Source organism: Klebsiella sp. MISC125 (assembly GCF_051131775.1).
Lineage (GTDB): Bacteria > Pseudomonadota > Gammaproteobacteria > Enterobacterales > Enterobacteriaceae > Klebsiella.
On the sequence record NZ_CP180448.1, the window covers coordinates 1,530,602 to 1,554,509 of the forward strand.

Below are 23,908 nucleotides of genomic sequence, written 5' to 3' on the forward strand. Positions count from 1 at the left end.
AACTGATCCCCATAATAAGCGAAGTTAGCGAGATGAATGCGAAAAAAACGCGGAGAAATTCATGAGTAGTAAAGAACAGAAAACGCCTGAGGGGCAAGCCCCGGAAGAAATTATCACGGAGCAGCACGACGACGTTGAGGCGCTAGAGCCTGAAGTTTCGGCTGAGCAGGTGGATCCGCGCGATGAAACCATTGCGAATCTGGAAGCACAGCTTGTTGAAGCACAGAAGCGTGAACGTGAAGTGATGCTGCGTGCGAAAGCAGATGAAGACAACTTGCGCCGTCGTACCGAGTTGGATATTGAAAAAGCGCATAAATTCGCGCTGGAGAAGTTCGTCAATGAATTGCTGCCGGTAATCGATAGCCTGGATCGTGCACTGGAAGTGGCTGATAAAGCGAATCCGGATATGGCTCCGATGGTTGAAGGTATTGAGCTCACGTTGAAGTCAATGCTCGATGTTGTACGTAAGTTCGGCGTGGAAGTGGTTGCTGATACCGACGTGCCTTTGGATCCGAACGTACATCAGGCCATTGCGATGGTTGAGTCTGAAGATGTTGCGGCTGGCAAGGTGCTGGGTGTGATGCAGAAGGGCTATACCCTGAATGGTCGTACTATTCGCGCTGCGATGGTGACCGTGGCGAAAGCCAAGTAAATGACTTTAAACGGCTACCTCCGGTAGCCGTTTTGCTATAAATGGTGAACCAAAGTTTGCTGTGCTCTTCTGGATTAGCCATTACTCCGCAACGCTCTCGCGAATGGGCTTCACCGGCATTACCTTCACCTGTTTAATCATATTCTCCTGAACATCAAGAATATCGATATCATACTGTTCGATGCGTACGCGCGTGCCTGGCGCCGGGATCTCTTCAAGAGCTTCGAGGATAATTCCGTTAATCGTCCTGGCTTCATCTTCCGGCAGATGCCAGTTAAACGCTTTGTTAATTTCACGTACGTTGGCGGTGCCGTCAATAATCACTGAGCCATCGTTAAGCGGCGTGACTTCTTCTGCAAGCGTTGGCGACATTGATGTTGTGAAATCACCTACGATCTCTTCGAGGATATCTTCAACCGTCACCAGGCCCTGAATATCGCCATACTCATCAACCACCAGGCCAACTTTCTTCTTATTACGCTGGAATTTCACCAGTTGGGTGCTGAGCGGCGTGCCTTCTGGTACGAAGTAAATTTCATCGGCGGCACGCAGCATCACCTCTTTAGTGAATTCTTTTTTCTCCGTCATCAGGCGATAGGCTTCGCGTACGCGTAGCATACTCATCGCGTCGTCCAGGGTATCGCGGTACAGCACAATGCGTCCGTGTGGAGAATGGGTCAGTTGACGAACAATTGATTTCCAGTCGTCGTTAATATCAATGCCGACGATTTCGTTGCGGGGAACCATGATGTCGTCAACGCTGACTTTCTCCAGGTCCAGCACGGATAGCAGCATGTCCTGGTTACGGCGGGAGATTTGCGATCGCGATTCATTAACGATGGTACGTAATTCATCTTTACTTAATGCGCCACTGATAACGATGTCGGTTTTGATGCCCATCATGCGCATCAGAACTCGGGTGATGGTGTTGAGCAGCCACACCAGCGGCATCATCAGTATTTGCAGAGGGGCTAGCAGGAAACTGCTTGGATAAGCGACCTTCTCCGGATAAAGCGCAGCAATTGTTTTTGGTAGCACCTCGGCAAACACCAGCACCACAAAGGTCAGGACACCAGTGGCAATCGCGACGCCGACGTCACCATACAGGCGCATACCAACAATGGTGCCCAGCGCCGAGGCGAGGATATTGACGAGGTTATTGCCAATAAGCACCAGGCTGATTAAACGATCGGGTTTGCGTAGCAGCTTTTCGACGCGTTTTGCCTGGCGGTTGCCTTGCTTTGCCATATGGCGCAGACGATAGCGGTTTAGCGTCATCATGCCGGTTTCTGAACCGGAGAAATAGGCTGAGATAATCACCATGATGATCAGAGTAACGATCAGCGTGGTGGTGGAGATATGTTCCACTTAGGGTTCCTTAAAGACTTAACTCATGAACTGTTGTAATACGCGGCTACCGAAGTAAGCCAGCGTCAGCAGCCCTGCACCAGTCACGTTGAACCAGACGACCCGGCGTCCGCGCCACCCTTCATGATAGTGGCCCCAAAGCAGGACGATATAGACGAACCATGCCACGATTGACAACACGGCTTTATCAATGTTTTCCGCGCTGAACAGGTTATGCATGTAGAACAGCCCGGTACACAGCGTCAGAGTTAACAGAACTACGCCGATCTGGGTGATATGAAACATTTTACGCTCAATGCTCATGAGTGGCGGCATTTCGCTGCTAAAGGCCAGTCGTTTATTTTTTAATTGATAGTCAATCCACGCCAGCTGTAGTGCGTAAAGGGCTGCGATAATTAGCGTAGCATAGGAGAAAAGCGACAGGCCGATATGCACCAGCATACCCGGCGTGGTTTCCAGATGCGTGATGTACTCGTTAGGCATAAAGGTGGCGAAAGCGAGGTTGATCAACGCGAAAGTGTAGACGATGGGCAGCAATAACCAACCGCGATTACGTGACGCAACGATGGTCATTACCGTGCAAATCATCAGGCTAACCAGCGATCCCACGTTTAATAAACTGAGGTTTTGCCCGCTTTCGCCGCCAGGGAAAATGCGTGACTCCAACGCAAAGGCGTGACAAATCAACGCAATAGTTGCGGAAAGAATCGCCATCCGCCGCCAACTGCTATTTTTTTGCAGCAGGCCAGGGACGATCAGCGCGAGGCTGATGGAATAGGCGACAAGGGCGAGTAGAGCAAAAACAGGCATATGGGCGTCGACTGTTGACTAAATAGTAAAGAGAAGCAGTATAACGTCACGTGACTCAGGCTCCAACCGTTGCAGCACATTCGCGTTTATGTCGTGTTATACTGCGGCAATTCCATTTTTTTGTGTCGCTGCGGCGACCGACCGTTTCCACCTCAGGCGAGAGACAATGTTTGATAATTTAACCGATCGTTTGTCGCGTACGCTGCGCAACATTAGCGGCCGCGGACGCCTTACCGAAGACAATATTAAAGATACCCTGCGCGAAGTGCGTATGGCGCTGCTGGAGGCGGACGTCGCTCTGCCTGTAGTCCGTGACTTTATCAGCCGTGTAAAAGAAAGCGCGGTAGGCCATGAAGTTAACAAAAGCCTGACCCCAGGCCAGGAGTTCGTCAAAATTGTGCGCAACGAGCTGGTTGCGGCGATGGGCGAAGAGAACCAGGCGTTGGATTTAGCCGCACAGCCCCCAGCCGTTGTGCTGATGGCGGGCCTGCAAGGTGCAGGTAAAACGACCAGCGTGGCTAAGCTGGGTAAATTCCTGCGTGAAAAGCACAAGAAGAAAGTGCTGGTTGTCTCTGCGGACGTTTATCGTCCGGCGGCGATCAAACAGCTGGAAACGCTGGCTGAGCAGGTTAGCGTCGATTTCTTCCCGTCTGACGTCGGCCAGAAACCGGTTGATATCGTTAACGCCGCGCTGAAAGAAGCGAAGCTGAAGTTCTACGACGTGCTGCTGGTGGATACCGCCGGCCGTCTGCACGTCGATGAAGCGATGATGGATGAGATCAAACAGGTCCAGGCCTCGCTTAACCCGGTAGAAACCCTGTTCGTTGTTGATGCGATGACTGGTCAGGATGCGGCGAATACGGCGAAGGCGTTTAACGAAGCGCTGCCGTTGACTGGGGTCGTGCTGACCAAAGTGGACGGCGACGCCCGCGGTGGTGCAGCGCTGTCGATTCGTCATATCACCGGCAAGCCGATTAAATTCCTCGGCGTCGGTGAGAAAACCGAAGCGCTGGAGCCGTTCCATCCGGACCGTATTGCTTCGCGTATCCTGGGTATGGGCGACGTGCTGTCGCTGATCGAAGATATCGAAAGTAAAGTCGACCGCGCGCAGGCTGAGAAGCTGGCCTCCAAGCTGAAAAAAGGTGACGGTTTTGACCTGACTGACTTCCTTGAACAGCTGCGTCAGATGAAAAACATGGGCGGTATGGCCAGCCTGATGGGCAAACTGCCGGGCATGGGGCAGATCCCAGATAACGTCAAATCACAGATGGATGACAAGGTGCTGGTGCGTATGGAAGCGATCATCAATTCGATGACGCTGAAAGAGCGTGCTAAACCAGAAATTATCAAGGGCTCGCGCAAGCGCCGTATCGCCGCAGGTTGCGGAATGCAGGTGCAGGATGTGAACCGTTTGCTCAAACAGTTTGACGATATGCAGCGCATGATGAAGAAGATGAAGTCGAAAGGCGGCATGATGAAGATGATGCGGGGCATGAAGGGGATGATGCCTCCGGGATTTCCTGGCCGCTAAAACAAGGGTATAAGGCTATCTTGTTTGCCATTTTAGCTCCGGGGTGTGCTCGAAATGCTCACGTACTACGTGTACGCTCCGCTTTCTGCGCGCACGCCGGAACTAAACTAGCTGCACCGATATATGCCTTCTATCCCTTGTTTAATGCTCAGTACCAAGATGCTGATTGCAATTTCCCCAGAAATCAGTAAAATTTTCGGGCTTTTAATATGACACCGGGCTCCGTTCCTCGATGGGGCCCGGTGTTTTATTCACACAAGAGGATGTTATGGTTACTATTCGTTTAGCACGTCACGGCGCAAAAAAGCGTCCGTTCTACCAGGTTGTTGTTACCGACAGCCGTAATGCACGCAACGGTCGCTTCATTGAGCGCGTTGGTTTCTTCAACCCGATCGCTTCTGCGAACGAAGAAGAAACGCGTCTGGATCTGGATCGTATCGCTCACTGGGTTGGCCTGGGCGCTACTGTTTCCGATCGCGTTGCAACGCTTATCAAAGCAGCAAACAAAGCAGCTTAATCTGTCACGGTGGTCATGATGAGCAAGCAACACACCGCGCAAGCACCTGTTGATCCGATTGTATTGGGCAAGATGGGTTCTTCCTACGGTATCCGTGGTTGGCTCAGAGTGTTTTCCTCCACCGAAGACGCCGAAAGCATTTTTGACTATCAGCCCTGGTTAATCCAGAGAGCGGGTCAGTGGCAGGTCGTTGAGCTGGAAAGCTGGCGCCACCATAATCAGGATATCGTCATCAAGCTGAAAGGCATTGACGATCGCGATACTGCGAATCTATTGACCAATTGCGAAATTGTTGTGGATTCTTCGCAGTTGCCTGCGCTTGAAGAGGGTGATTATTACTGGAAAGACCTTATGGGTTGCCAGGTAGTAACCACTGAAGGCTATGGTCTCGGTAAAGTCATCGACATGATGGAAACCGGGTCTAATGACGTTCTCGTCATCAAGGCAAACCTGAAAGATGCATTTGGTATCAAGGAGCGGTTGGTTCCGTTCCTCGATGGGCAGGTTATCAAGAAAGTCGATCTCACTACTCGTACAATCGAAGTAGATTGGGATCCTGGTTTTTAAATTCTCCGGATAAACGGTAAATAAACGGCACTATGGGGATTGGCTTGTGTTTATAGGTATCGTTAGCCTGTTTCCTGAAATGTTCCGCGCAATTACCGATTACGGGGTGACTGGCCGGGCAGTAAAAAATGGCCTGCTGAACATCCAGAGCTGGAGTCCTCGTGACTTCGCGCATGACCGGCACCGTACCGTGGACGATCGTCCTTACGGCGGCGGACCGGGGATGTTAATGATGGTGCAACCTTTACGGGATGCCATTCATGCAGCAAAAGCCGCGGCAGGTGAAGGCGCAAAGGTGATTTATCTGTCACCTCAGGGACGCAAGCTTGATCAAGCTGGCGTCAGCGAACTGGCAACGAATCAGAAACTGATTTTGGTGTGTGGTCGCTATGAAGGCGTAGATGAGCGCGTAATCCAAACCGAAATTGACGAAGAATGGTCAATCGGCGATTACGTTCTTAGCGGTGGTGAGCTACCAGCAATGACGCTGATTGACTCTGTTTCCCGGTTTATTCCGGGAGTTCTGGGTCATGAGGCTTCGGCAACGGAAGATTCCTTTGCTGATGGATTACTGGATTGCCCACACTATACTCGTCCTGAAGTGTTAGAAGAGATGGAAGTACCGTCAGTATTGCTGTCGGGAAACCATGCTGAGATACGTCGCTGGCGTCTGAAGCAGTCGCTGGGCCGGACCTGGCTTAGAAGACCTGAACTTTTGGAAAACCTGGCTCTGACTGAAGAGCAAGCAAGGTTGCTGGCGGAGTTCAAAAAGGAACTCGCACAACAGCAACATAAACATGATGGGCAGGCGTAAGCCCCCAATATCAGTTTACCCAGGATAAGAGATTAAATTATGAGCAACATTATTAAGCAACTTGAACAAGAACAGATGAAGCAGGACGTACCTTCCTTCCGCCCGGGTGATACCGTGGAAGTGAAAGTATGGGTTGTTGAAGGTTCCAAAAAACGTCTGCAGGCATTCGAGGGCGTGGTTATCGCTATTCGTAACCGCGGTCTGCACTCTGCATTCACTGTTCGTAAAATTTCCAACGGCGAAGGCGTTGAGCGTGTTTTCCAGACTCACTCTCCGGTAGTTGACAGCATTTCTGTCAAACGTCGTGGTGCTGTACGTAAAGCTAAACTGTACTACCTGCGTGAGCGTACCGGTAAGTCTGCTCGTATCAAAGAGCGTCTTAACTAAGATTCGCTTTCGCGACATCCTGAATGAAAGGGCTGGCCTGATGGGCTGGCCCTTTTTTTATCTTCATTTTAACCATTTTGTTGTGAATCATTTACAATGTCGCCCTCATCTGGAGGGGCGGTGGTCAGCAATATTTTTCATCAATCAGCATCTCAAGGGCGGGCTACATGGCTGGCGCTGTTTGCGATCCTGCTGATCGTGGTGGCTCCGCTGATTTCAATCTCCCTGAAAAAAGATCCGATGAGCGGTATGCATCATACGATGATGGAGATGCCGCATGACATGTCATCATCTGAAATGACCATGATACAGAGTGATGCGACTGTCATACAGACGTCACACCACATGCCAGCCGATCATGCGGAGGCCTGCGGTTACTGTGTGCTGTTGGCTCATGTTCCGGGCTTAATCTTCGCGCTGATGCTGCTGGTCAGCTTGATGCTTCGGCGTCAGCGAGTTCCTGTAGCCCGAAGGGTACTGAAATACTGTTATGACTTTCACTGGCTTTATCCTCACACTCGCGCACCTCCCCGCCAGTCTGCTTCTCCCTTTGCATAAAAAATAAAGTGCGCACTGCGCAACGTTCTTTTTTGCTTTCGAAAAGGAAAAGTATGACTACCTGCACCTCGCGCGCGGCATGGCTAAACCTGCTGCGTCGTCTTCATTTCTATATCGGATTGTTTATCGGGCCGTTTATTTTTGTCGCTGCCCTGACCGGTACGCTGTATGTCGCTACTCCGCAACTGGAAAACTGGCTTTATCAGGATGCGCTTTGTGGCACTTTCGATGGGGAAAAACAGCCACTTAGTGCGCAAATTATGGTAGCGAAAGAGGCTACCCAGGGAAATCTCCGTCTACAGGCTGTTCGTCCTGCGATAAGCGCGGGAGAGACAACCCGAGTGATGTTCGCCGATCCTAATCTTGGCGAGTCTGAAACGCGGGCAATTTTTGTTGATCCGGTAACCTTGCGGGTGAGAGGCGATATGGCGGTTTACGGTACCAGCGGTATATTACCCCTGCGTCAGTGGATTGATTATGCCCATCGCTCACTGCTCTTGGGTAACGCTGGGCGACTGTACAGCGAACTGGCGGCTTCCTGGATGTGGGTTGCCGCTCTCGGAGGGATTGCGCTGTGGTCGATGACCCGCCCGCGTCGTCGGATTAACAATAAGCTGCAGAATAGCCGACGCCTGCATGTATCCCTTGGATGGGCGCTGCTGATTGGCATGCTGCTGTTCTCTGCGACTGGTTTAACCTGGTCGCAATGGGCCGGTGGTAATGTTGATAAGATACGCTCCGCTTTTGGTTGGCTGACGCCGCAGGTGAATACGCAGTTGCAAAGTGCAGCTCAAGCAGTTCACGATCCGCATGCAGAACACCATATGGAGGATATGGCTATGGGGGGGATGGCATCGTCCCCGGACGTAGAGGATTTTGACAAGGTTCTGCTGGTTGCTCGCGCGGCGGGTCTGGATGCCAGCAAGCTGGAGATTCGCCCGCCGTCGGGTTCCGGGCGTGCGTGGACGGTAAATGAAATCGACAGGAGCTGGCCTACACAGGTTGATGCTGTAGCGATCGACGGTTCAAATATGCAGATCGTAGATCGTACTCATTTTTCTGACTTTCCATTAATGGCGAAGCTAACCCGCTGGGGCGTTGATTTTCATATGGGGATTCTGTTTGGTCTCGTAAATCAGCTGCTACTTATCGCCTTCGGTACTGCACTCTGCGTGATGATAGTGGTGGGGTACCGTTTGTGGTGGATCCGCCGTCCGGTCCATGCGGCGTTTAACCCGGCCGATACGCTAATACAGGCGTGGTTTGGTTTAGCATGGCCCGCTCGTATGGTTACTACCATTATTGCGGCGTTGTTAGGGTTGGCACTGCCGCTAATGGGGATCAGCCTCGCTGTATGTCTCGCCGTTGATTACCTGCGCTGGCGCGTAGCAACGGCGATGATAAGGGCTAAATCAGTCGAGTAGATTGTTTAAGGCGTGCTGATGACGACCGTGACGCGGCGGTTTTCAGCACGTCCTTTTGCAGTATCGTTACTGGCTATCGGGTATTTTTTACCTAATCCGCGGGTTATTAAATTAGTGCGCGGGATATTGGCACCTTCGGCCCATGCATCTGCCACGCTGTTAGCGCGCTTAAGCGATAACATTTCGTTGTAGCTGTCTTCGCCATAATTATCGGTGTGACCTTCCAGGCGACTGTGCGTAATACCGGTCGTAGCCAGACGTGAAGCCATAGTATGGATTTGCTGTTTACTATCTGCGCGCAGATGGTAGTCGTTTTTGTCAAATAAGATGGTGTCAGATAATCCTAATGACCAGTCGCCGTTAGTTTCAGTGAAGCCATATGATTTCATTGCTGTAATTTGTTCCGCAGAAAATTTCCCTTGTGGGGCCTGGCAGCCGGTGAGAAAAAGCGCGGCCAGTAAAGCAGGAGCAAAATATTTTCCGATCATCGTGATTCCTTTTATTTTTGCGTGTGCTGTAAGCGCCGGTGTTTCATCCGATACATATTTTGATCGGCAAGCTCTTGCAGATTTTCCGCTGAGGCATGTTCCCAGGTTAAAGCATAACCCATACTCAGTGACAGCCTGGCGGTGTGGCCGTTATGTAGATTAAACGGCTGGAGAAACTGTTCGGATAACGAATGGCAGAGCGCCTGGACTTCAGCCTCTGTACGAACATTACGCAGCAAAATGGCAAATTCATCGCCGCCCAGACGCCATGCCTGGTGCTGTTTACCAACAAAAGTCATAAGGCGGCTGGCGACTTCGATTAATACTTTGTCGCCTGCGGCATGACCCCAATTATCGTTAATGTATTTGAAGTTATCGCCATCGAGAAACAGCAATGCAGAACTACTGCGTACGGTTTCGTCTTTCATTAACTCATTAATGACATTGCGAAAAGCGGCTCTGTTAGCGAGTCCGGTCAACGGATCGTGCAGTGAACTGCGCAGGAGCTGGGCATTTTTGGCCTGAAGCTGCTGCTGCCAGTCCTCCATTTCTCCCAGTAGACTGTTAAAGTCCTGGGCAAACAGGTGAAACTCTTCGATATGTTCTTCGGGAACCCGGCGAGAAAAATGACGGTTTTCCCGAATGTCGTGTACCACGTCGGTAATGCTCTGTAGCGCGGTCACAATCCCGCGGTGTAGAGAGTGAGTAAGGAGTAAAGCAATGCATGAGGCCAGAAAAATACTCCCGGTCAGCACAATAATCGAGACGCCGAGAAAGTGGCTTATTAGTTTGTCCAGAGCTGTCAGACGAAGCTCGCCTATTATTTTCCCCTGGTGCCAGATAGGTTGCACCGTTGGTTCCGGGAACAGCCATTTACTAATAACGCCGCTGATTTTTTCCTGGTTGACCAGATGATTGTTATGCCATGCCGCAAAGTGTTTTTGTTGGTTATCCAGCACGACTGCTTTGGAAAATTGCCCCTGCCTTCCTAGCGTTGCGAGCGTATCTTCGGCTGCTGAGCTATCACCAAAAACAAGCGCGGCTTCCAGGCTACGTCCCATGGTGGCGGCGGTAAGTTCCAGATTTTTTTGCGCATATTGCTTTAGCGTAAATATGGAGGCTGTGCTGAGCAACAGCCAGACTAAGGTCATGGAGATAACCACGCTTATCATGCTGATACGGCGTAGTGCTTTTTTAAATGTGGGGCGCGGAGCCTGAGAAAGATCCTTATTCATGTGATTTCTTCCGGGCAAGCATCAGTACGTCTGGATTGACCCGCACGCCGCTATGCGTCAGGACATCCAGATTTACGGAAAATCTTACTCTCTCGTCATTTATAAGCAGACAAAAAGCGCTACCAATAGAACAATCAGGATTCTGTTCTGCGATAAGTAATAAGGGGCGGGATCTATATTTGGTTGTAAATTCAGACTGCTCGGTGGGTGATTCACTACCAAAATAAAAACCATCGCAGGTCGTTTGTAAGGCTTCCTCTATATTACGCACAACAATTGGCTGATAGGGCAAAGATTCCGGAGTTTCTTCAGCCAGGCTGCGGATATAACGTGATGTCGAAAAAATGCATAACTTGGGTGGGCCAGATAACTTAGGCCAACGTGTATAAGTCACAATTCCTGAAACGATTGCGCGAACATTTTCAGGAGGTCCGGAGGCAACAGCGGAGATACCCACGATCGATAATACTAAAGTCAAAAAGAGACGGTGAAGAACTGTCATTGCGGATCCGTCTGGTTGTCATTGCGTAGGGATGCAGATCGCTGATACCCGGGCGAAGAATAGCATTATTGGTCAAAATCGTCATTAGCCAGCCCTATGGCTTTAAGATAATTCTCACCAGGATTTTTCGTAAAGGAAAAGGATGAACCGAGACGGCAAGTTTGATTTTTCAGGGTTGTAAATTTAAATGTACATTAATGATGAATTTTAGCGCCTTTTAATTTGCATGTGTAAAGTAAAATTTACGGAATATGGATTGAAATCTTTACTTTCTATGGTATCGTTACGTCATCCTCGTTGAGGAAATAACTATCGCAAACGAGCTATACAGGATCGCAATCATGCAAAAAGACGCGCTGAACAACGTACACATTACCGACGAACATGTTTTGATCACCCCGGATCAGTTGAAGGCTGAATTCCCGCTGAGCGTTGAGCAGGAAGCGCAAATTGCGCAGTCTCGTCAGACTATTTCCGACATTATTGCCGGACGCGATCCGCGTCTGTTAGTGGTGTGTGGTCCTTGCTCAATTCATGATCCAGAAGCTGCGATTGAATATGCTCACCGTTTTAAAGCCCTTGCCGCAGAGGTCAGCGATAGCCTCTATCTGGTAATGCGCGTCTATTTTGAAAAACCTCGTACCACCGTCGGCTGGAAAGGGTTGATTAACGATCCGCATATGGATGGTTCGTTTGATGTTGAAGGTGGTCTGAAGATTGCGCGCCATTTGCTGGTTGATCTGGTGAATATGGGGCTGCCGTTAGCAACGGAAGCGCTGGATCCAAATAGTCCTCAGTACCTCGGCGATCTGTTTAGCTGGTCTGCTATTGGTGCGCGTACCACCGAGTCTCAGACTCACCGCGAGATGGCCTCTGGCTTGTCTATGCCGGTGGGTTTTAAAAATGGCACCGACGGGAGCCTGGCGACGGCAATTAACGCCATGCGCGCTGCAGCTATGCCGCACCGTTTTGTCGGTATCAACCAGGCGGGGCAGGTTTGCCTGTTGCAAACTCAGGGCAACCCGAATGGTCATGTGATTCTGCGCGGTGGCAAAGCATCGAACTACGGTCCGGAAGATGTTGAGAAATGTGAAAAAGAGATGACTCAGGCGGGACTGAAACCGTCGCTGATGGTAGATTGCAGTCATGGGAATTCCAATAAAGACTTCCGTCGCCAGCCTGCGGTTGCAGAATCCGTTGTTGCGCAAATCAAAGATGGCAATCGTTCCATAATTGGCCTGATGATTGAGAGTAATATTCATGAAGGTAACCAGTCATCTGAGCAGCCGCGTTGCAATATGAAATACGGTGTATCTGTGACCGATGCCTGCATCAGTTGGGAAACCACCGACGCGTTGCTCCGCGAGCTTGATAGGGATCTGCGCAGCCATCTGGCGGCCCGTGTAGTGTAAGAGGATTGTATGGTTGCTGAACTGACCGCGTTACGCGATCAAATTGATGAAGTCGATAAGGCGTTGCTGGAGCTTCTGGCACGCCGTCTGGAATTGGTTGCTGAAGTCGGTGAAGTTAAAAGCCAATATGGGCTGCCGATTTATGTTCCTGAGCGTGAGTCGGCAATGCTGGCCTCCCGGCGTGAAGAGGCCGCAGCGCTTGGTGTTCCTCCAGACCTTATCGAAGATGTACTGCGTCGCGTGATGCGCGAGTCTTACTCCAGCGAGAACGACAAAGGTTTTAAAACGCTGTATCCGAACCTGCGTCCGGTTGTTATTGTCGGTGGCGGTGGGCAGATGGGACGTCTGTTTGAGAAGATGCTGACGCTCTCCGGCTATCAGGTTCGTATCCTGGAGAAAGATGACTGGTCACGGGCGGAGGAGATGGTTGCTGACGCGGGTATGGTCATCGTCAGCGTGCCGATTCACACGACTGTGGCAACGATTGCACAGCTGCCGCCGCTGCCAGCGGACTGCATCCTGGTCGATCTGGCATCAATCAAAGCCGAACCTTTACAGGCGATGTTAGCCGCACATAAAGGGCCAGTGTTGGGTCTGCATCCAATGTTCGGTCCGGATAGCGGTAGCCTGGCGAAACAGGTCGTGGTGTACTGCGATGGTCGCCAGCCAGAAGCCTACCAGTGGTTCCTGGAGCAAATTCAGGTCTGGGGTGCGCGACTGCACCGCATTAGCGCTGTCGAACATGACCAGAATATGGCCTTTATTCAGGCGCTGCGCCACTTTGCAACTTTCGCTTATGGGCTGCACCTGGCCGAAGAGAATGTACGCCTTGAGCAGTTGCTGGCACTATCGTCACCTATCTATCGCCTGGAGTTGGCGATGGTTGGTCGACTGTTTGCTCAGGATCCGCAGCTCTATGCTGATATTATTATGTCCTCAGAAAACAATCTGGCGCTGATTAAACGCTATTACCAGCGTTTTGGTGAAGCGATTAACCTGCTGGAGCAGGGGGATAAGCAGGCGTTTATCGATAGCTTCCGTAAGATTGAGCACTGGTTTGGTGACTACGCTCAGCGCTTCCAGAGCGAAAGCCGGACGTTGCTGCGGCAGGCCAATGATAATCGGCAGTAGGTCGTAAAACACGTATACAATAAAAGCCAGAGGGGTTATCCACTGGCTTTTTTTATAGGGATGAGAACGATGGCTGAACTACAACTGCTGTTTGATTACGCAGGACATTTGCCGGAATGTCCGACCTGGAGCGAGGCCGAACAGGCATTGTATTGGGCCGATATTATGGAGTGTGAGATTCACCGCTACGATGTGCAGACCGGTGAACATCAGGTTCTGCAATTTCCCGAAGAGGTGGGTTGTTTTTCGTTGCGGGAGAAGGGCGGTTTCATTGTCGCTTTACGTAGCGCCATCTGGCTTACTGATGCTCACGGCCTACTGCAGCGAAAAGTGTGCGATAACCCTGGTAATCCGCAGTTAGCTCGTTTTAATGATGGTGGAACCGATCGCGATGGTCGCTTTTACGCGGGGACCTTTTGGGGGCCGGGTGACTTTAACGGTGCGCTTTTGATGCGTATTGATAACGATCTCTCTGCGCAGGTTATTCAGTGCGATATCCACGGCGCCAACGGTCTGGCATTTAGCGAAGATAAGTGCTGGATGTATACTTCGGATACGCCAAATGCAGTTATTTATCGTACGCCGCTGGATGAACAGGGTGAGCCGGGTAAGCGCGAGGTCTTTCGTCGCTTTCAATCGGGGGAAGGGATCCCGGATGGTGCTGCTGTCGATATTGAAGGATGCTACTGGAGTGCGATGTTTGACGGCTGGCGTATTGCACGCTTTTCACCAGCGGGTGAGCAGTTGGAAGAATATTGTTTACCAGTACGTTGCCCGACGATGGTCTGTTTTGGCGGTGCGGATATGAAGACTCTCTACATCACTACCACGCGGGAGAATATGGATGCCGATGAAGTGGCGAAGTATCCGCTCTCCGGTGCGATCTTCACCCTGCCGGTAGCGGTGGCAGGGATGAAGAAATTGCCATTTATCGAGTGTTAAACTGGATCGACCGGCACCACGTTTTCGCTGGGGTAGCAGCCCAGCACTTTCATCGAACGGGTAATCTCGGCCAGTTCTTTCAGTGCCTTACGCATGGACAGCGATTCCAGATTGGCCTGGATATCCAGATAAAACATCTCTTCCCACGGATTGCCGTGAATTGGGCGCGATTCCAGCTTAGTCATGATCAGATTGTGGTTGCGCAGTACCAGTAGCGCCTCTACCAGAGCACCTGCTTGTTGACCGGTGGCCATCAGCAAGGTTGTTTTCGCCGGAACCTGATCGGAAACGTCTACCGCTTTGCGGGCCAAAATCAGGAAACGGGTGATGTTTTGCGTCTGGTTAGCCAGGCAGTGTTCCAGAACCTGTAAACCATGCAGCGCGCCGCCAGCTTCGCTACCCAATGCGGCAACAGTCGGTGAGTTAGCCTGCGCCACTTTTTCCATTGCTGAGGACGTGCTGTCAGTATATTCAATGTTCCAGTGCGGATAGCGGCTAAGATACTGACTGCACTGCTGGAACGGCTGCGGGTGACTGTAGACGGTTGTAATTTGCTGCGCATCGGTTGATGTCGACACCAGCACGCAGTGATCGATAGGCAGAGTCAGCTCGCCAACGATAGACAAGCTGGTGTGTTGCAGAAGGTCGTAAACATCATTGATACCGCCGGAGCTGGTATTTTCAATCGGGACGACGGCATAGTCAGCCTGACCGGTTTCCACCTGCTCAAAAATATCGGCGAATTTAGCACAGCCGCTTTCGATAAACTGTTCGAAGTGGCGGGCGGCATACTGACGAGAAGCAAGGTGCGAGTATGAGCCTTTAGGCCCGAGAAACGCCACGCGCGCGGAGTGCGGGTTAATTTTATTCAGGTGCTGCTGCAATAGCGTTTGCTGAGTGAGGACCGAGTCTTCAATGATCAACTGGAACAGGCGCGTAATGTAATGAGCATCAAGATGGTGGTTCTTCCCTATTGTCATCAGGCGTTCCAGCAGGTCGCGCTCACGGTCGATATCGCGTACCGGGCGGTGTGAGGCTAGCTTAGCTTTCCCAACCTCAACGGCCAGGCCGCGGCGCTCCGCCAGCAGCGCAAGCAGTTTCTCATCCAGAGCGCTTATCTTATCGCGTAGGGCCAGTAATGGGTTTTCCTCGGTCATATGTGTTGCCTTTCTTGTTATTGATTATCAATAAAAAAGGCCTCCCGTTTGGGAGGCCTTGTAGTTCGTCTTCGCATTCTTTATCACACGACGAATTGCCTCCCATTCAGGGGAAGGTAAAAAAGAATGCGAAGAAGAACGGGATCAGTTTCACGATGAATTCCTTGAGTTAGTGGGGATTACAGTACCTGTACTGTTTTCATTCTGTCAATAAAAAACGCGCCCGAAGGCGCGTGGCATGACACAAGCTTAAGTTAAGGATTACTCTTCTTCTTCCACAAAGCCTGCCTCTTTCACCGATGTTGCGGCGCGGCGGGCTTCCCCTTTGTGTTGCACTTTGTTCAGCTGCCGTTCCAGCTTGTTGATCAATTCGTTGATTGCGGCATACATATCTTCGTGCCGTGCGCTGGCAACTAAGTGGCCGTTTGGCGTATTGATAGTTGCATCAGCGACAAAACCCTGCGGCTCCTTAGAGAGGATGATGTGCGGGTTAATTAAGTGAGTTTGCCATTTTTCCAATTTGGCGAGACGGTCTGCGACGTGCTGGCGAATTGCCGGAGTAATTTCCATTTGTTTACTGGTAATGTTCATTGTCATAAATTTTACCTCTTGTCTTTCCCGTCTTGGTGAATTCAGCATACCTCGCCCAATGTCAAAATACGTGATTTAAATCACATTTTATTGTCACTTTTTGTCAACAAATTCATTTTGTGAGGCAGGACAGGAACAGATGAGATTTTACTTGTCGAATGGAAGAAAGAGAGCCATATTTGATGAGTTAACCCGGCGCTAAACCGCTTCAGCTAAGGGTCTTCAATGAATAAAAAAACGGCAGCCATTTTGACTGCCGTTTTGCTTATCTAAAGGCGATCAGGTGTTTTTGCTGTTTGCCGCAATGATTTTCGCGACTTTGTCAGCCTGAGCACTCATCTGCATTTGGCGGTAAGCGTTTTCCATCTTCGGCAGTGCATCGCGAGTGGCCTGGGTATCTGGATAGTTACGCAGCATGCCATCTACGCGGTTTACAACTGCAACCCACGCACCGCGATCGGTGTAATAATCAACAACCGACAGTTCATACTTCGCCAGACGATCCTTCAAGAACACCATACGTTTGTAGGCATCGGTCGAGTACTGGCTGTTCGGATAACCACGAACCAGTTTGGAGAAGTCATTAAAGGCATCGCGCGCGTGTTGCGGATCGCGATCAGAGCGATCAACACCGAAGAAACCTTGCAGCGCACTGTCGTCCAACGCCATATTTGTCAGACCACGCATATAAATGACGTAATCAATGTTAGGATGCGTAGGGTTCAGGCGCACAAAGCGATCGATGGCTGCTTGAGCCAGCGGAAGGTCCGCGTTTTTGTAGTACGCATAAATTAGATCCAACTGTACCTGTTGGGAATAGGGGCCGAAGGGATAACGGTTATCCAACGCTTCCAGTTGCGTTATTGCCTGTTTCCAGTTACCGTCCTGCAGCTTTTGCTGAGCGGTTGCGTAGATCTCATTCGGCGGGTTATCGGGCACCTCTTCCTTTGAGCCAGAGCAACCCACCAAAGCCAGGCTCAGTGTGGCTGCTGCCACCAGGTATTTCATGCGCGTCATGACGTTTTGACTTCCTCAAAATGTTTATGCGGGAGAATCTCTGTTCCTGCTCCCGATTAAGACCAGCTACAATAGCACACTATATTAAACGGCAAAGCCGTAAAACCCAACGTTAAACGAAGAAGCTGTATATGGCACAACGAGTACAACTCAACGCAACGGTGACCGAAAAACAACTCGGTCAACGCTTAGATCAGGCTTTGGCCGAATTGTTCCCGGATTATTCGCGTTCACGCATAAAAGAATGGATCCTCAACCAGAGAGTGCTGGTAAACGGCAATGTCAGCGATAAGCCGAAAGAGAAGGTGCTGGGGGGAGAGACGATTTCTGTCGATGTTGAAATCGAAGAAGAAGTCCGTTTTCAACCGCAGGATATTCCGCTCAATATCGTTTATGAAGATGATGACATCCTCGTAATTAACAAACCGCGCGGTTTAGTTGTACACCCCGGCGCGGGCAATCCTGACGGTACTGTGCTGAATGCGCTGCTGCATCACTATCCGCTCATCGCCAATGTACCGCGTGCGGGTATCGTGCACCGTCTGGATAAAGACACCACCGGTTTGATGGTGGTGGCGAAAACTATCCCGGCTCAAACCCGACTAGTGGAATCTCTGCAACTGCGTGAAATCACTCGTGAGTATGAAGCGGTAGCGATTGGTCACATGACGGCTGGGGGAATGGTTGAAGAACCGATCAGTCGCCATCCTACCAAACGTACGCATATGGCGGTGCACCCAATGGGGAAACCGGCGGTGACGCATTATCGCATAATGGAGCATTTCCGCATTCATACTCGTCTGCGTTTGCGCCTGGAAACCGGCCGTACGCACCAGATTCGTGTGCATATGGCGCATATCACCCATCCGTTGGTGGGCGATCAGGTTTACGGTGGTCGCCCGCGTCCGCCGAAAGGGGCTTCGGAAGAGTTCATTTCAGCGCTGCGTAAGTTTGATCGCCAGGCTCTGCATGCCACTATGCTGCGTTTATACCATCCGGTTAGCGGGATTGAGATGGAATGGCATGCGCCGATTCCACAAGATATGGTTGATTTGATTGATGCCATGCGTGCTGATTTTGAAGACCACAAGGACGATATCGACTGGTTATGACTAAATTGATTGTTCCGCAATGGGCTGCACCAGAAGGCGTGGCTGCCTGTAGTTCAACTCGTATTGGTGGGGTGAGTCAGTTTCCTTATGATTCACTCAACCTTGGTGCTCATTGTGGCGACAATCTACAGCACGTAGAAGAGAATCGTCGGCGGATGTTTGCCGCAGGCGGCCTGCCGTCATATCCGGTGTGGCTGGAGCAAGTTCACGGCACGGCGGTACTGAAACTTGACGGCGGGCCGTATGAATCAAAACGCGCGGATGCTTCGTACTGCAATGTGCCGGGTACGGTATGTGCGGTAATGACAGCTGACTGCCTGCCGGTGCTTTTTTGTAACCGCGCAGGCACTGAGATCGCGGCAGCTCATGCCGGCTGGCGTGGGCTATGCGAAGGCGTACTGGAAGAAACGGTCTCCTGTTTTGCCGATCAACCAGAAAATATCATGGCCTGGCTTGGCCCGGCTATTGGGCCGGAAGCATTTGAGGTTGGTGCGGAAGTACGTGAAGCCTTTATGCAAAAGGATGCCCAAGCGGAGAGCGCATTTCGTCCTACGGGCGAGAAATATCTTGCTAACATCTATCAACTGGCTCGTCAGCGCCTGGCGAATGCCGGCGTGGGGCTGGTTTTCGGTGGCGACCGCTGTACTCTAAGTGAAAAGGATGATTTTTTCTCTTATCGTCGCGACAAGACGACAGGGCGTATGGCAAGTTTCATCTGGCTGATATAACCTGCCGGACTAAGACGATCCAGAAGGCAGACTTATTTTTTGCATAGTTCAGGTCTTTAACCTTGAATAATTGAGGGATGACCTCATTTAATCTCCAGTAGCAAATTTGACCTGTTATGGGAGGAGTTATGCGTCTGGATCGTCTTACCAATAAATTCCAGCTTGCTCTTGCCGATGCCCAGTCGCTTGCACTTGGGCACGACAACCAATTCATCGAACCTCTTCATTTAATGAGCGCCTTGCTGAATCAGGAAGGGGGATCGGTACGTCCTTTATTAACTTCAGCCGGCATCAACGCCGGAGAGTTACGCACCAATATTGAACAAGCACTGAGCCGTTTACCCCAGGTGGAAGGTACCGGTGGTGATGTTCAACCATCTCAGGATTTGGTGCGTATTCTGAACCTTTGCGACAAGCTGGCGCAAAAGAGAAAGGACAACTTTATTTCGTCGGAACTGTTCGTTCTGGCGGCGCTTGAATCACGCGGTACGCTGACCGACCTTTTGAGATCCGCCGGAGCAACAACCGCCAACGTGAGTCAGGCGATTGAACAAATGCGTGGAGGTGAAAGCGTGAACGATCAGGGTGCCGAAGACCAACGTCAGGCATTGAAAAAATTTACCGTCGATCTGACCGAGCGAGCCGAGCAGGGCAAGCTTGACCCGGTGATCGGCCGTGATGAAGAGATCCGCCGTACTATTCAGGTACTGCAGCGTCGTACCAAAAACAACCCTGTGCTCATTGGTGAGCCTGGCGTCGGTAAAACGGCCATTGTTGAAGGACTGGCGCAGCGAATTGTGAATGGTGAGGTTCCGGAAGGCCTGAAAGGCCGTCGGGTACTGTCACTGGACATGGGCTCGCTGGTGGCTGGGGCTAAATATCGTGGCGAGTTTGAAGAGCGTCTAAAAGGTGTGCTTAGCGATCTAGCGAAACAGGAAGGTAACGTTATCCTGTTTATCGACGAGCTGCACACTATGGTGGGGGCTGGTAAGGCTGATGGCGCCATGGATGCCGGGAACATGCTGAAACCGGCACTGGCTCGTGGTGAACTGCACTGCGTAGGCGCCACGACGCTGGACGAATATCGTCAGTACATCGAAAAAGATGCGGCGCTGGAACGTCGTTTCCAGAAGGTGTTCGTTGCTGAACCGACGGTAGAAGATACCATCGCAATTTTGCGAGGCCTTAAAGAACGTTATGAACTGCACCACCACGTTCAGATAACCGATCCGGCGATTGTTGCAGCGGCTACTTTATCGCATCGCTACATCGCTGATCGGCAGTTGCCGGATAAAGCCATCGACCTGATTGATGAAGCCGCATCCAGCATCCGTATGCAGATTGACTCGAAGCCGGAAGAGCTCGATCGCCTCGACCGCCGTATTATCCAGCTCAAGCTGGAGCAGCAGGCGTTAAAGAAAGAGTCGGATGAAGCCAGTATCAAGCGGCTGGATATGCTGAATGAAGAGCTGGCGGATAAAGAGCGTCAATATTCAGTATTAGAAGAAGAGTGGAAGGCTGAAAAAGCGTCACTCTCTGGAACCCAGACGATTAAGGCTGAGCTGGAGCAGGCAAAAATAGCCATTGAACAGGCGCGTCGCGTCGGTGATCTGGCGCGGATGTCTGAACTGCAATATGGCAAAATTCCTGAGCTGGAAAAACAGCTGGCGGCTGCAACTCAGTCTGAAGGCAAGACCATGCGCCTGTTGCGTAATAAAGTAACGGATGCAGAAATTGCGGAAGTGCTGGCTCGCTGGACCGGCATCCCTGTCGCCAGAATGCTGGAAGGTGAGCGCGAAAAGCTGTTGCGTATGGAACAGGACCTGCACCATCGCGTGATTGGTCAGAATGAGGCAGTTGAAGCGGTATCGAATGCGATTCGTCGTAGCCGTGCTGGCCTGTCCGATCCGAACCGACCGATTGGCTCATTCCTGTTTCTTGGGCCAACCGGTGTTGGTAAAACGGAACTTTGTAAAGCTCTGGCTAACTTCATGTTTGATAGCGACGATGCGATGGTTCGTATCGATATGTCCGAGTTTATGGAGAAACATTCCGTTTCGCGTTTGGTGGGGGCGCCTCCGGGATATGTCGGTTATGAAGAAGGTGGCTATCTGACTGAAGCGGTTCGCCGTCGTCCTTATTCCGTCATCCTGTTGGATGAAGTGGAAAAAGCGCATCCAGATGTCTTTAACATTCTGTTGCAGGTTCTGGACGATGGACGTTTGACTGACGGGCAGGGGAGAACGGTCGACTTCCGTAATACGGTCGTCATTATGACTTCTAACCTCGGTTCGGATCTTATTCAGGAACGTTTCGGGGCGTTGGATTATGGCCATATGAAAGACATTGTTCTGGGAGTTGTTAGCCAAAGTTTCCGCCCGGAATTTATCAACCGTATTGATGAAGTCGTTGTATTCCACCCGCTGGGTGAAAAACACATTGCTTCAATTGCGCAGATTCAACTGCAGCGGTTGTACAAACGTCTGGAGGAGCGTGGTTATGAAGTCCGCATATCTGATGATGCGCTGAAGTTACTGAGCGAAAATGGTTATGATCCTGTTTATGGTGCACGTCCACTGAAACGGGCTATCCAGCAACAGATCGAAAACCCGCTGGCACAGCAGATTCTTTCTGGTGAGCTGATTCCAGGGAAAGAAGTGCAATTAATCGTGAAAGACGATCGGATTGTGGCAGTGCAGTAAATCACAAAACAACAAAAACGAGCCCATCGGGCTCGTTTTTGTTTAAAAACCAGGCGATAATTTAGACCGGACAAGATTTTTGCTCGAAAAGTAATCGGGTGGATCTTTTTTTTGAAATTCCCCTTGTCACTTCGGAATTACTCCCTATAATGCGCTCCCACTGACACGGCAGATGTGAATCACTTCACACAAACAGCCGGGTCGGTTGAAGAGAAAAGCCTGAAAATAAGGTTGACTCTGAAAGAGGAAAGCGTATTATACGCCACCTCGCAACGGTGAGCGAAAGCCGCGTTGCATTGCTCTTTAACAATTTATCAGACAATCTGTGTGGGCACTCAAAGTGACATGGATTCTTAACGTCGCAAGACGAAAAATGAATACCAAGTCTCTGAGTGAACATACGTAATTCATTACGAAGTTTAATTCACGAGCATCAAACTTAAATTGAAGAGTTTGATCATGGCTCAGATTGAACGCTGGCGGCAGGCCTAACACATGCAAGTCGAACGGTAGCACAGAGAGCTTGCTCTCGGGTGACGAGTGGCGGACGGGTGAGTAATGTCTGGGAAACTGCCTGATGGAGGGGGATAACTACTGGAAACGGTAGCTAATACCGCATAACGTCGTAAGACCAAAGTGGGGGACCTTCGGGCCTCATGCCATCAGATGTGCCCAGATGGGATTAGCTTGTTGGTGAGGTAACGGCTCACCAAGGCGACGATCCCTAGCTGGTCTGAGAGGATGACCAGCCACACTGGAACTGAGACACGGTCCAGACTCCTACGGGAGGCAGCAGTGGGGAATATTGCACAATGGGCGCAAGCCTGATGCAGCCATGCCGCGTGTATGAAGAAGGCCTTCGGGTTGTAAAGTACTTTCAGCGAGGAGGAAGGGGATGTGGTTAATAACCGCATTCATTGACGTTACTCGCAGAAGAAGCACCGGCTAACTCCGTGCCAGCAGCCGCGGTAATACGGAGGGTGCAAGCGTTAATCGGAATTACTGGGCGTAAAGCGCACGCAGGCGGTCTGTCAAGTCGGATGTGAAATCCCCGGGCTCAACCTGGGAACTGCATTCGAAACTGGCAGGCTAGAGTCTTGTAGAGGGGGGTAGAATTCCAGGTGTAGCGGTGAAATGCGTAGAGATCTGGAGGAATACCGGTGGCGAAGGCGGCCCCCTGGACAAAGACTGACGCTCAGGTGCGAAAGCGTGGGGAGCAAACAGGATTAGATACCCTGGTAGTCCACGCTGTAAACGATGTCGACTTGGAGGTTGTTCCCTTGAGGAGTGGCTTCCGGAGCTAACGCGTTAAGTCGACCGCCTGGGGAGTACGGCCGCAAGGTTAAAACTCAAATGAATTGACGGGGGCCCGCACAAGCGGTGGAGCATGTGGTTTAATTCGATGCAACGCGAAGAACCTTACCTACTCTTGACATCCAGAGAACTTAGCAGAGATGCTTTGGTGCCTTCGGGAACTCTGAGACAGGTGCTGCATGGCTGTCGTCAGCTCGTGTTGTGAAATGTTGGGTTAAGTCCCGCAACGAGCGCAACCCTTATCCTTTGTTGCCAGCGGTTCGGCCGGGAACTCAAAGGAGACTGCCAGTGATAAACTGGAGGAAGGTGGGGATGACGTCAAGTCATCATGGCCCTTACGAGTAGGGCTACACACGTGCTACAATGGCATATACAAAGAGAAGCGATCTCGCGAGAGCAAGCGGACCTCATAAAGTATGTCGTAGTCCGGATCGGAGTCTGCAACTCGACTCCGTGAAGTCGGAATCGCTAGTAATCGTGGATCAGAATGCCACGGTGAATACGTTCCCGGGCCTTGTACACACCGCCCGTCACACCATGGGAGTGGGTTGCAAAAGAAGTAGGTAGCTTAACCTTCGGGAGGGCGCTTACCACTTTGTGATTCATGACTGGGGTGAAGTCGTAACAAGGTAACCGTAGGGGAACCTGCGGTTGGATCACCTCCTTACCTTAAAGAACCTGCCTTTGTAGTGTCCACACAGATTGTCTGATGAATAGTAAATAGCAAGGCGTCTTGCGATTGAGACTTCAGTGTCCCCTTCGTCTAGAGGCCCAGGACACCGCCCTTTCACGGCGGTAACAGGGGTTCGAATCCCCTAGGGGACGCCACTTGCTGGTTTGTGAGTGAAAGTCGCCGACCTCTATATCTCAAAACTAACTCAGTGAGTTACGTTTGAGATATTTGCTCTTTAAAAATCTGGATCAAGCTGAAAATTGAAACGACACGCTG

General features: G+C 50.9%; 23 protein-coding genes, 1 tRNA gene, 1 rRNA gene and 1 other annotated feature. Of the genes, 16 read left to right on the top strand and 9 right to left on the bottom strand.

Annotated elements, in window-relative coordinates; translation table 11 throughout:
- Nucleotides 1–61: 61 nt before the first annotated feature.
- Nucleotides 62–652, top strand: a complete 591-nt coding sequence (gene grpE, locus ACMYSL_RS07345; RefSeq protein ID WP_434662012.1) for a nucleotide exchange factor GrpE — start codon at nt 62–64, stop codon at nt 650–652.
- Between the two features lie 81 nt (nt 653–733).
- On the opposite strand, the gene ACMYSL_RS07350 is transcribed toward grpE, so the two are convergent.
- Both ACMYSL_RS07350 and ACMYSL_RS07355 read right to left on the bottom strand, forming a co-directional pair.
- Nucleotides 734–2,020: an HlyC/CorC family transporter gene (locus ACMYSL_RS07350; RefSeq protein ID WP_110277452.1), complete on the bottom strand. Its 1,287-nt coding sequence runs from the start codon at nt 2,018–2,020 to the stop codon at nt 734–736.
- A gap of 18 nt (nt 2,021–2,038) precedes the next feature.
- Nucleotides 2,039–2,830, bottom strand: a complete 792-nt coding sequence (locus ACMYSL_RS07355) for a cytochrome C assembly family protein (RefSeq protein ID WP_110277453.1) — start codon at nt 2,828–2,830, stop codon at nt 2,039–2,041.
- A gap of 166 nt (nt 2,831–2,996) precedes the next feature.
- On the opposite strand from ACMYSL_RS07355, the gene ffh reads away from it, so the two are divergent.
- From ffh to ACMYSL_RS07390, 7 genes are all read left to right on the top strand, one after another.
- Nucleotides 2,997–4,361 (top strand): signal recognition particle protein, encoded by a 1,365-nt coding sequence (gene ffh / locus ACMYSL_RS07360; RefSeq protein ID WP_434662013.1) that lies wholly within the window; start codon nt 2,997–2,999, stop codon nt 4,359–4,361.
- Nucleotides 4,362–4,629: 268 nt separating this feature from the next.
- Nucleotides 4,630–4,878: a 30S ribosomal protein S16 gene (gene rpsP / locus ACMYSL_RS07365; RefSeq protein ID WP_110277455.1), complete on the top strand. Its 249-nt coding sequence runs from the start codon at nt 4,630–4,632 to the stop codon at nt 4,876–4,878.
- A gap of 18 nt (nt 4,879–4,896) precedes the next feature.
- Nucleotides 4,897–5,445 carry a ribosome maturation factor RimM gene (gene rimM, locus ACMYSL_RS07370; protein ID WP_110277456.1) on the top strand — a complete coding sequence of 183 codons (549 nt, stop codon included), beginning with the start codon at nt 4,897–4,899 and terminating at the stop codon, nt 5,443–5,445.
- Between the two features lie 46 nt (nt 5,446–5,491).
- The gene (trmD, locus tag ACMYSL_RS07375) at nt 5,492–6,259 is read left to right on the top strand and encodes a tRNA (guanosine(37)-N1)-methyltransferase TrmD (RefSeq protein WP_110277457.1); all 768 of its coding nucleotides are present in this window, start codon (nt 5,492–5,494) and stop codon (nt 6,257–6,259) included.
- Nucleotides 6,260–6,298: 39 nt separating this feature from the next.
- Nucleotides 6,299–6,646 (top strand): 50S ribosomal protein L19, encoded by a 348-nt coding sequence (gene rplS, locus ACMYSL_RS07380; protein ID WP_004104634.1) that lies wholly within the window; start codon nt 6,299–6,301, stop codon nt 6,644–6,646.
- Between the two features lie 120 nt (nt 6,647–6,766).
- Nucleotides 6,767–7,204: a DUF2946 domain-containing protein gene (locus ACMYSL_RS07385; RefSeq protein ID WP_434662015.1), complete on the top strand. Its 438-nt coding sequence runs from the start codon at nt 6,767–6,769 to the stop codon at nt 7,202–7,204.
- 53 nt (nt 7,205–7,257) lie between these two features.
- Nucleotides 7,258–8,628 carry a PepSY-associated TM helix domain-containing protein gene (locus ACMYSL_RS07390; RefSeq protein WP_434662017.1) on the top strand — a complete coding sequence of 457 codons (1,371 nt, stop codon included), beginning with the start codon at nt 7,258–7,260 and terminating at the stop codon, nt 8,626–8,628.
- A gap of 5 nt (nt 8,629–8,633) precedes the next feature.
- Here ACMYSL_RS07390 and ACMYSL_RS07395 read toward each other — a convergent pair whose 3' ends face one another.
- From ACMYSL_RS07395 to ACMYSL_RS07405, 3 genes are read right to left on the bottom strand one after another with little or no spacing between them, the layout of a single operon-like run.
- Complete coding sequence (locus tag ACMYSL_RS07395; RefSeq protein ID WP_182240485.1) at nt 8,634–9,116, bottom strand: OmpA family protein; 483 nt, start codon at nt 9,114–9,116, stop codon at nt 8,634–8,636.
- A gap of 11 nt (nt 9,117–9,127) precedes the next feature.
- Nucleotides 9,128–10,351: a diguanylate cyclase DgcN gene (gene dgcN, locus ACMYSL_RS07400; protein WP_182240483.1), complete on the bottom strand. Its 1,224-nt coding sequence runs from the start codon at nt 10,349–10,351 to the stop codon at nt 9,128–9,130.
- Nucleotides 10,344–10,853 (bottom strand): YfiR family protein, encoded by a 510-nt coding sequence (locus ACMYSL_RS07405; protein WP_434662018.1) that lies wholly within the window; start codon nt 10,851–10,853, stop codon nt 10,344–10,346. The genes dgcN and ACMYSL_RS07405 overlap by 8 nt, the downstream gene beginning before the upstream one ends.
- Before the next feature lie 341 nt (nt 10,854–11,194).
- Between ACMYSL_RS07405 and aroF the strand changes: the two genes are divergently transcribed.
- The 3 genes from aroF to ACMYSL_RS07420 all read left to right on the top strand — a co-directional run bounded on the left by aroF (nt 11,195) and on the right by ACMYSL_RS07420 (nt 14,338).
- Nucleotides 11,195–12,265: a 3-deoxy-7-phosphoheptulonate synthase AroF gene (gene aroF / locus ACMYSL_RS07410; RefSeq protein WP_434662019.1), complete on the top strand. Its 1,071-nt coding sequence runs from the start codon at nt 11,195–11,197 to the stop codon at nt 12,263–12,265.
- Between the two features lie 9 nt (nt 12,266–12,274).
- Nucleotides 12,275–13,396, top strand: coding sequence for a bifunctional chorismate mutase/prephenate dehydrogenase (gene tyrA, locus ACMYSL_RS07415; protein ID WP_112217079.1), 1,122 nt, complete (start codon nt 12,275–12,277; stop codon nt 13,394–13,396).
- A gap of 69 nt (nt 13,397–13,465) precedes the next feature.
- Nucleotides 13,466–14,338: an SMP-30/gluconolactonase/LRE family protein gene (locus ACMYSL_RS07420; protein WP_434662022.1), complete on the top strand. Its 873-nt coding sequence runs from the start codon at nt 13,466–13,468 to the stop codon at nt 14,336–14,338.
- Here ACMYSL_RS07420 and pheA read toward each other — a convergent pair.
- From pheA to bamD, 4 genes are all read right to left on the bottom strand, one after another.
- Nucleotides 14,335–15,495 (bottom strand): bifunctional chorismate mutase/prephenate dehydratase, encoded by a 1,161-nt coding sequence (pheA, locus tag ACMYSL_RS07425; RefSeq protein WP_182240475.1) that lies wholly within the window; start codon nt 15,493–15,495, stop codon nt 14,335–14,337. The two genes, ACMYSL_RS07420 and pheA, sit on opposite strands and share 4 nt — an antisense overlap.
- Before the next feature lie 30 nt (nt 15,496–15,525).
- Nucleotides 15,526–15,650 (bottom strand) — a sequence feature (Phe leader region).
- Nucleotides 15,602–15,649 carry a pheA operon leader peptide PheL gene (pheL, locus tag ACMYSL_RS07430; protein ID WP_101706155.1) on the bottom strand — a complete coding sequence of 16 codons (48 nt, stop codon included), beginning with the start codon at nt 15,647–15,649 and terminating at the stop codon, nt 15,602–15,604. Its footprint overlaps the feature before it by 48 nt.
- A gap of 106 nt (nt 15,651–15,756) precedes the next feature.
- On the bottom strand, nt 15,757–16,092 hold the full coding sequence (raiA, locus tag ACMYSL_RS07435; RefSeq protein WP_110277468.1) for a ribosome-associated translation inhibitor RaiA: 336 nt from the start codon (nt 16,090–16,092) through the stop codon (nt 15,757–15,759).
- Between the two features lie 273 nt (nt 16,093–16,365).
- A complete protein-coding gene (bamD, locus tag ACMYSL_RS07440; RefSeq protein WP_112217082.1) occupies nt 16,366–17,103 on the bottom strand; it encodes an outer membrane protein assembly factor BamD in 738 nt (245 codons plus the stop codon).
- A 131-nt stretch (nt 17,104–17,234) separates the two neighbouring features.
- On the opposite strand from bamD, the gene rluD reads away from it, so the two are divergent.
- From rluD to ACMYSL_RS07465, 5 genes are all read left to right on the top strand, one after another.
- On the top strand, nt 17,235–18,215 hold the full coding sequence (rluD, locus tag ACMYSL_RS07445; protein WP_110277470.1) for a 23S rRNA pseudouridine(1911/1915/1917) synthase RluD: 981 nt from the start codon (nt 17,235–17,237) through the stop codon (nt 18,213–18,215).
- Nucleotides 18,212–18,943 carry a purine nucleoside phosphorylase YfiH gene (gene yfiH / locus ACMYSL_RS07450; RefSeq protein WP_304252880.1) on the top strand — a complete coding sequence of 244 codons (732 nt, stop codon included), beginning with the start codon at nt 18,212–18,214 and terminating at the stop codon, nt 18,941–18,943. Before rluD ends, yfiH begins: the two co-directional genes overlap by 4 nt.
- A 128-nt stretch (nt 18,944–19,071) precedes the next feature.
- Nucleotides 19,072–21,645 carry an ATP-dependent chaperone ClpB gene (gene clpB / locus ACMYSL_RS07455; RefSeq protein ID WP_434662026.1) on the top strand — a complete coding sequence of 858 codons (2,574 nt, stop codon included), beginning with the start codon at nt 19,072–19,074 and terminating at the stop codon, nt 21,643–21,645.
- 441 nt (nt 21,646–22,086) lie between these two features.
- A 16S ribosomal RNA gene (locus ACMYSL_RS07460) occupies nt 22,087–23,626 on the top strand.
- 85 nt (nt 23,627–23,711) lie between these two features.
- Nucleotides 23,712–23,787, top strand: a tRNA-Glu gene (locus ACMYSL_RS07465).
- Nucleotides 23,788–23,908: the final 121 nt, after the last annotated feature.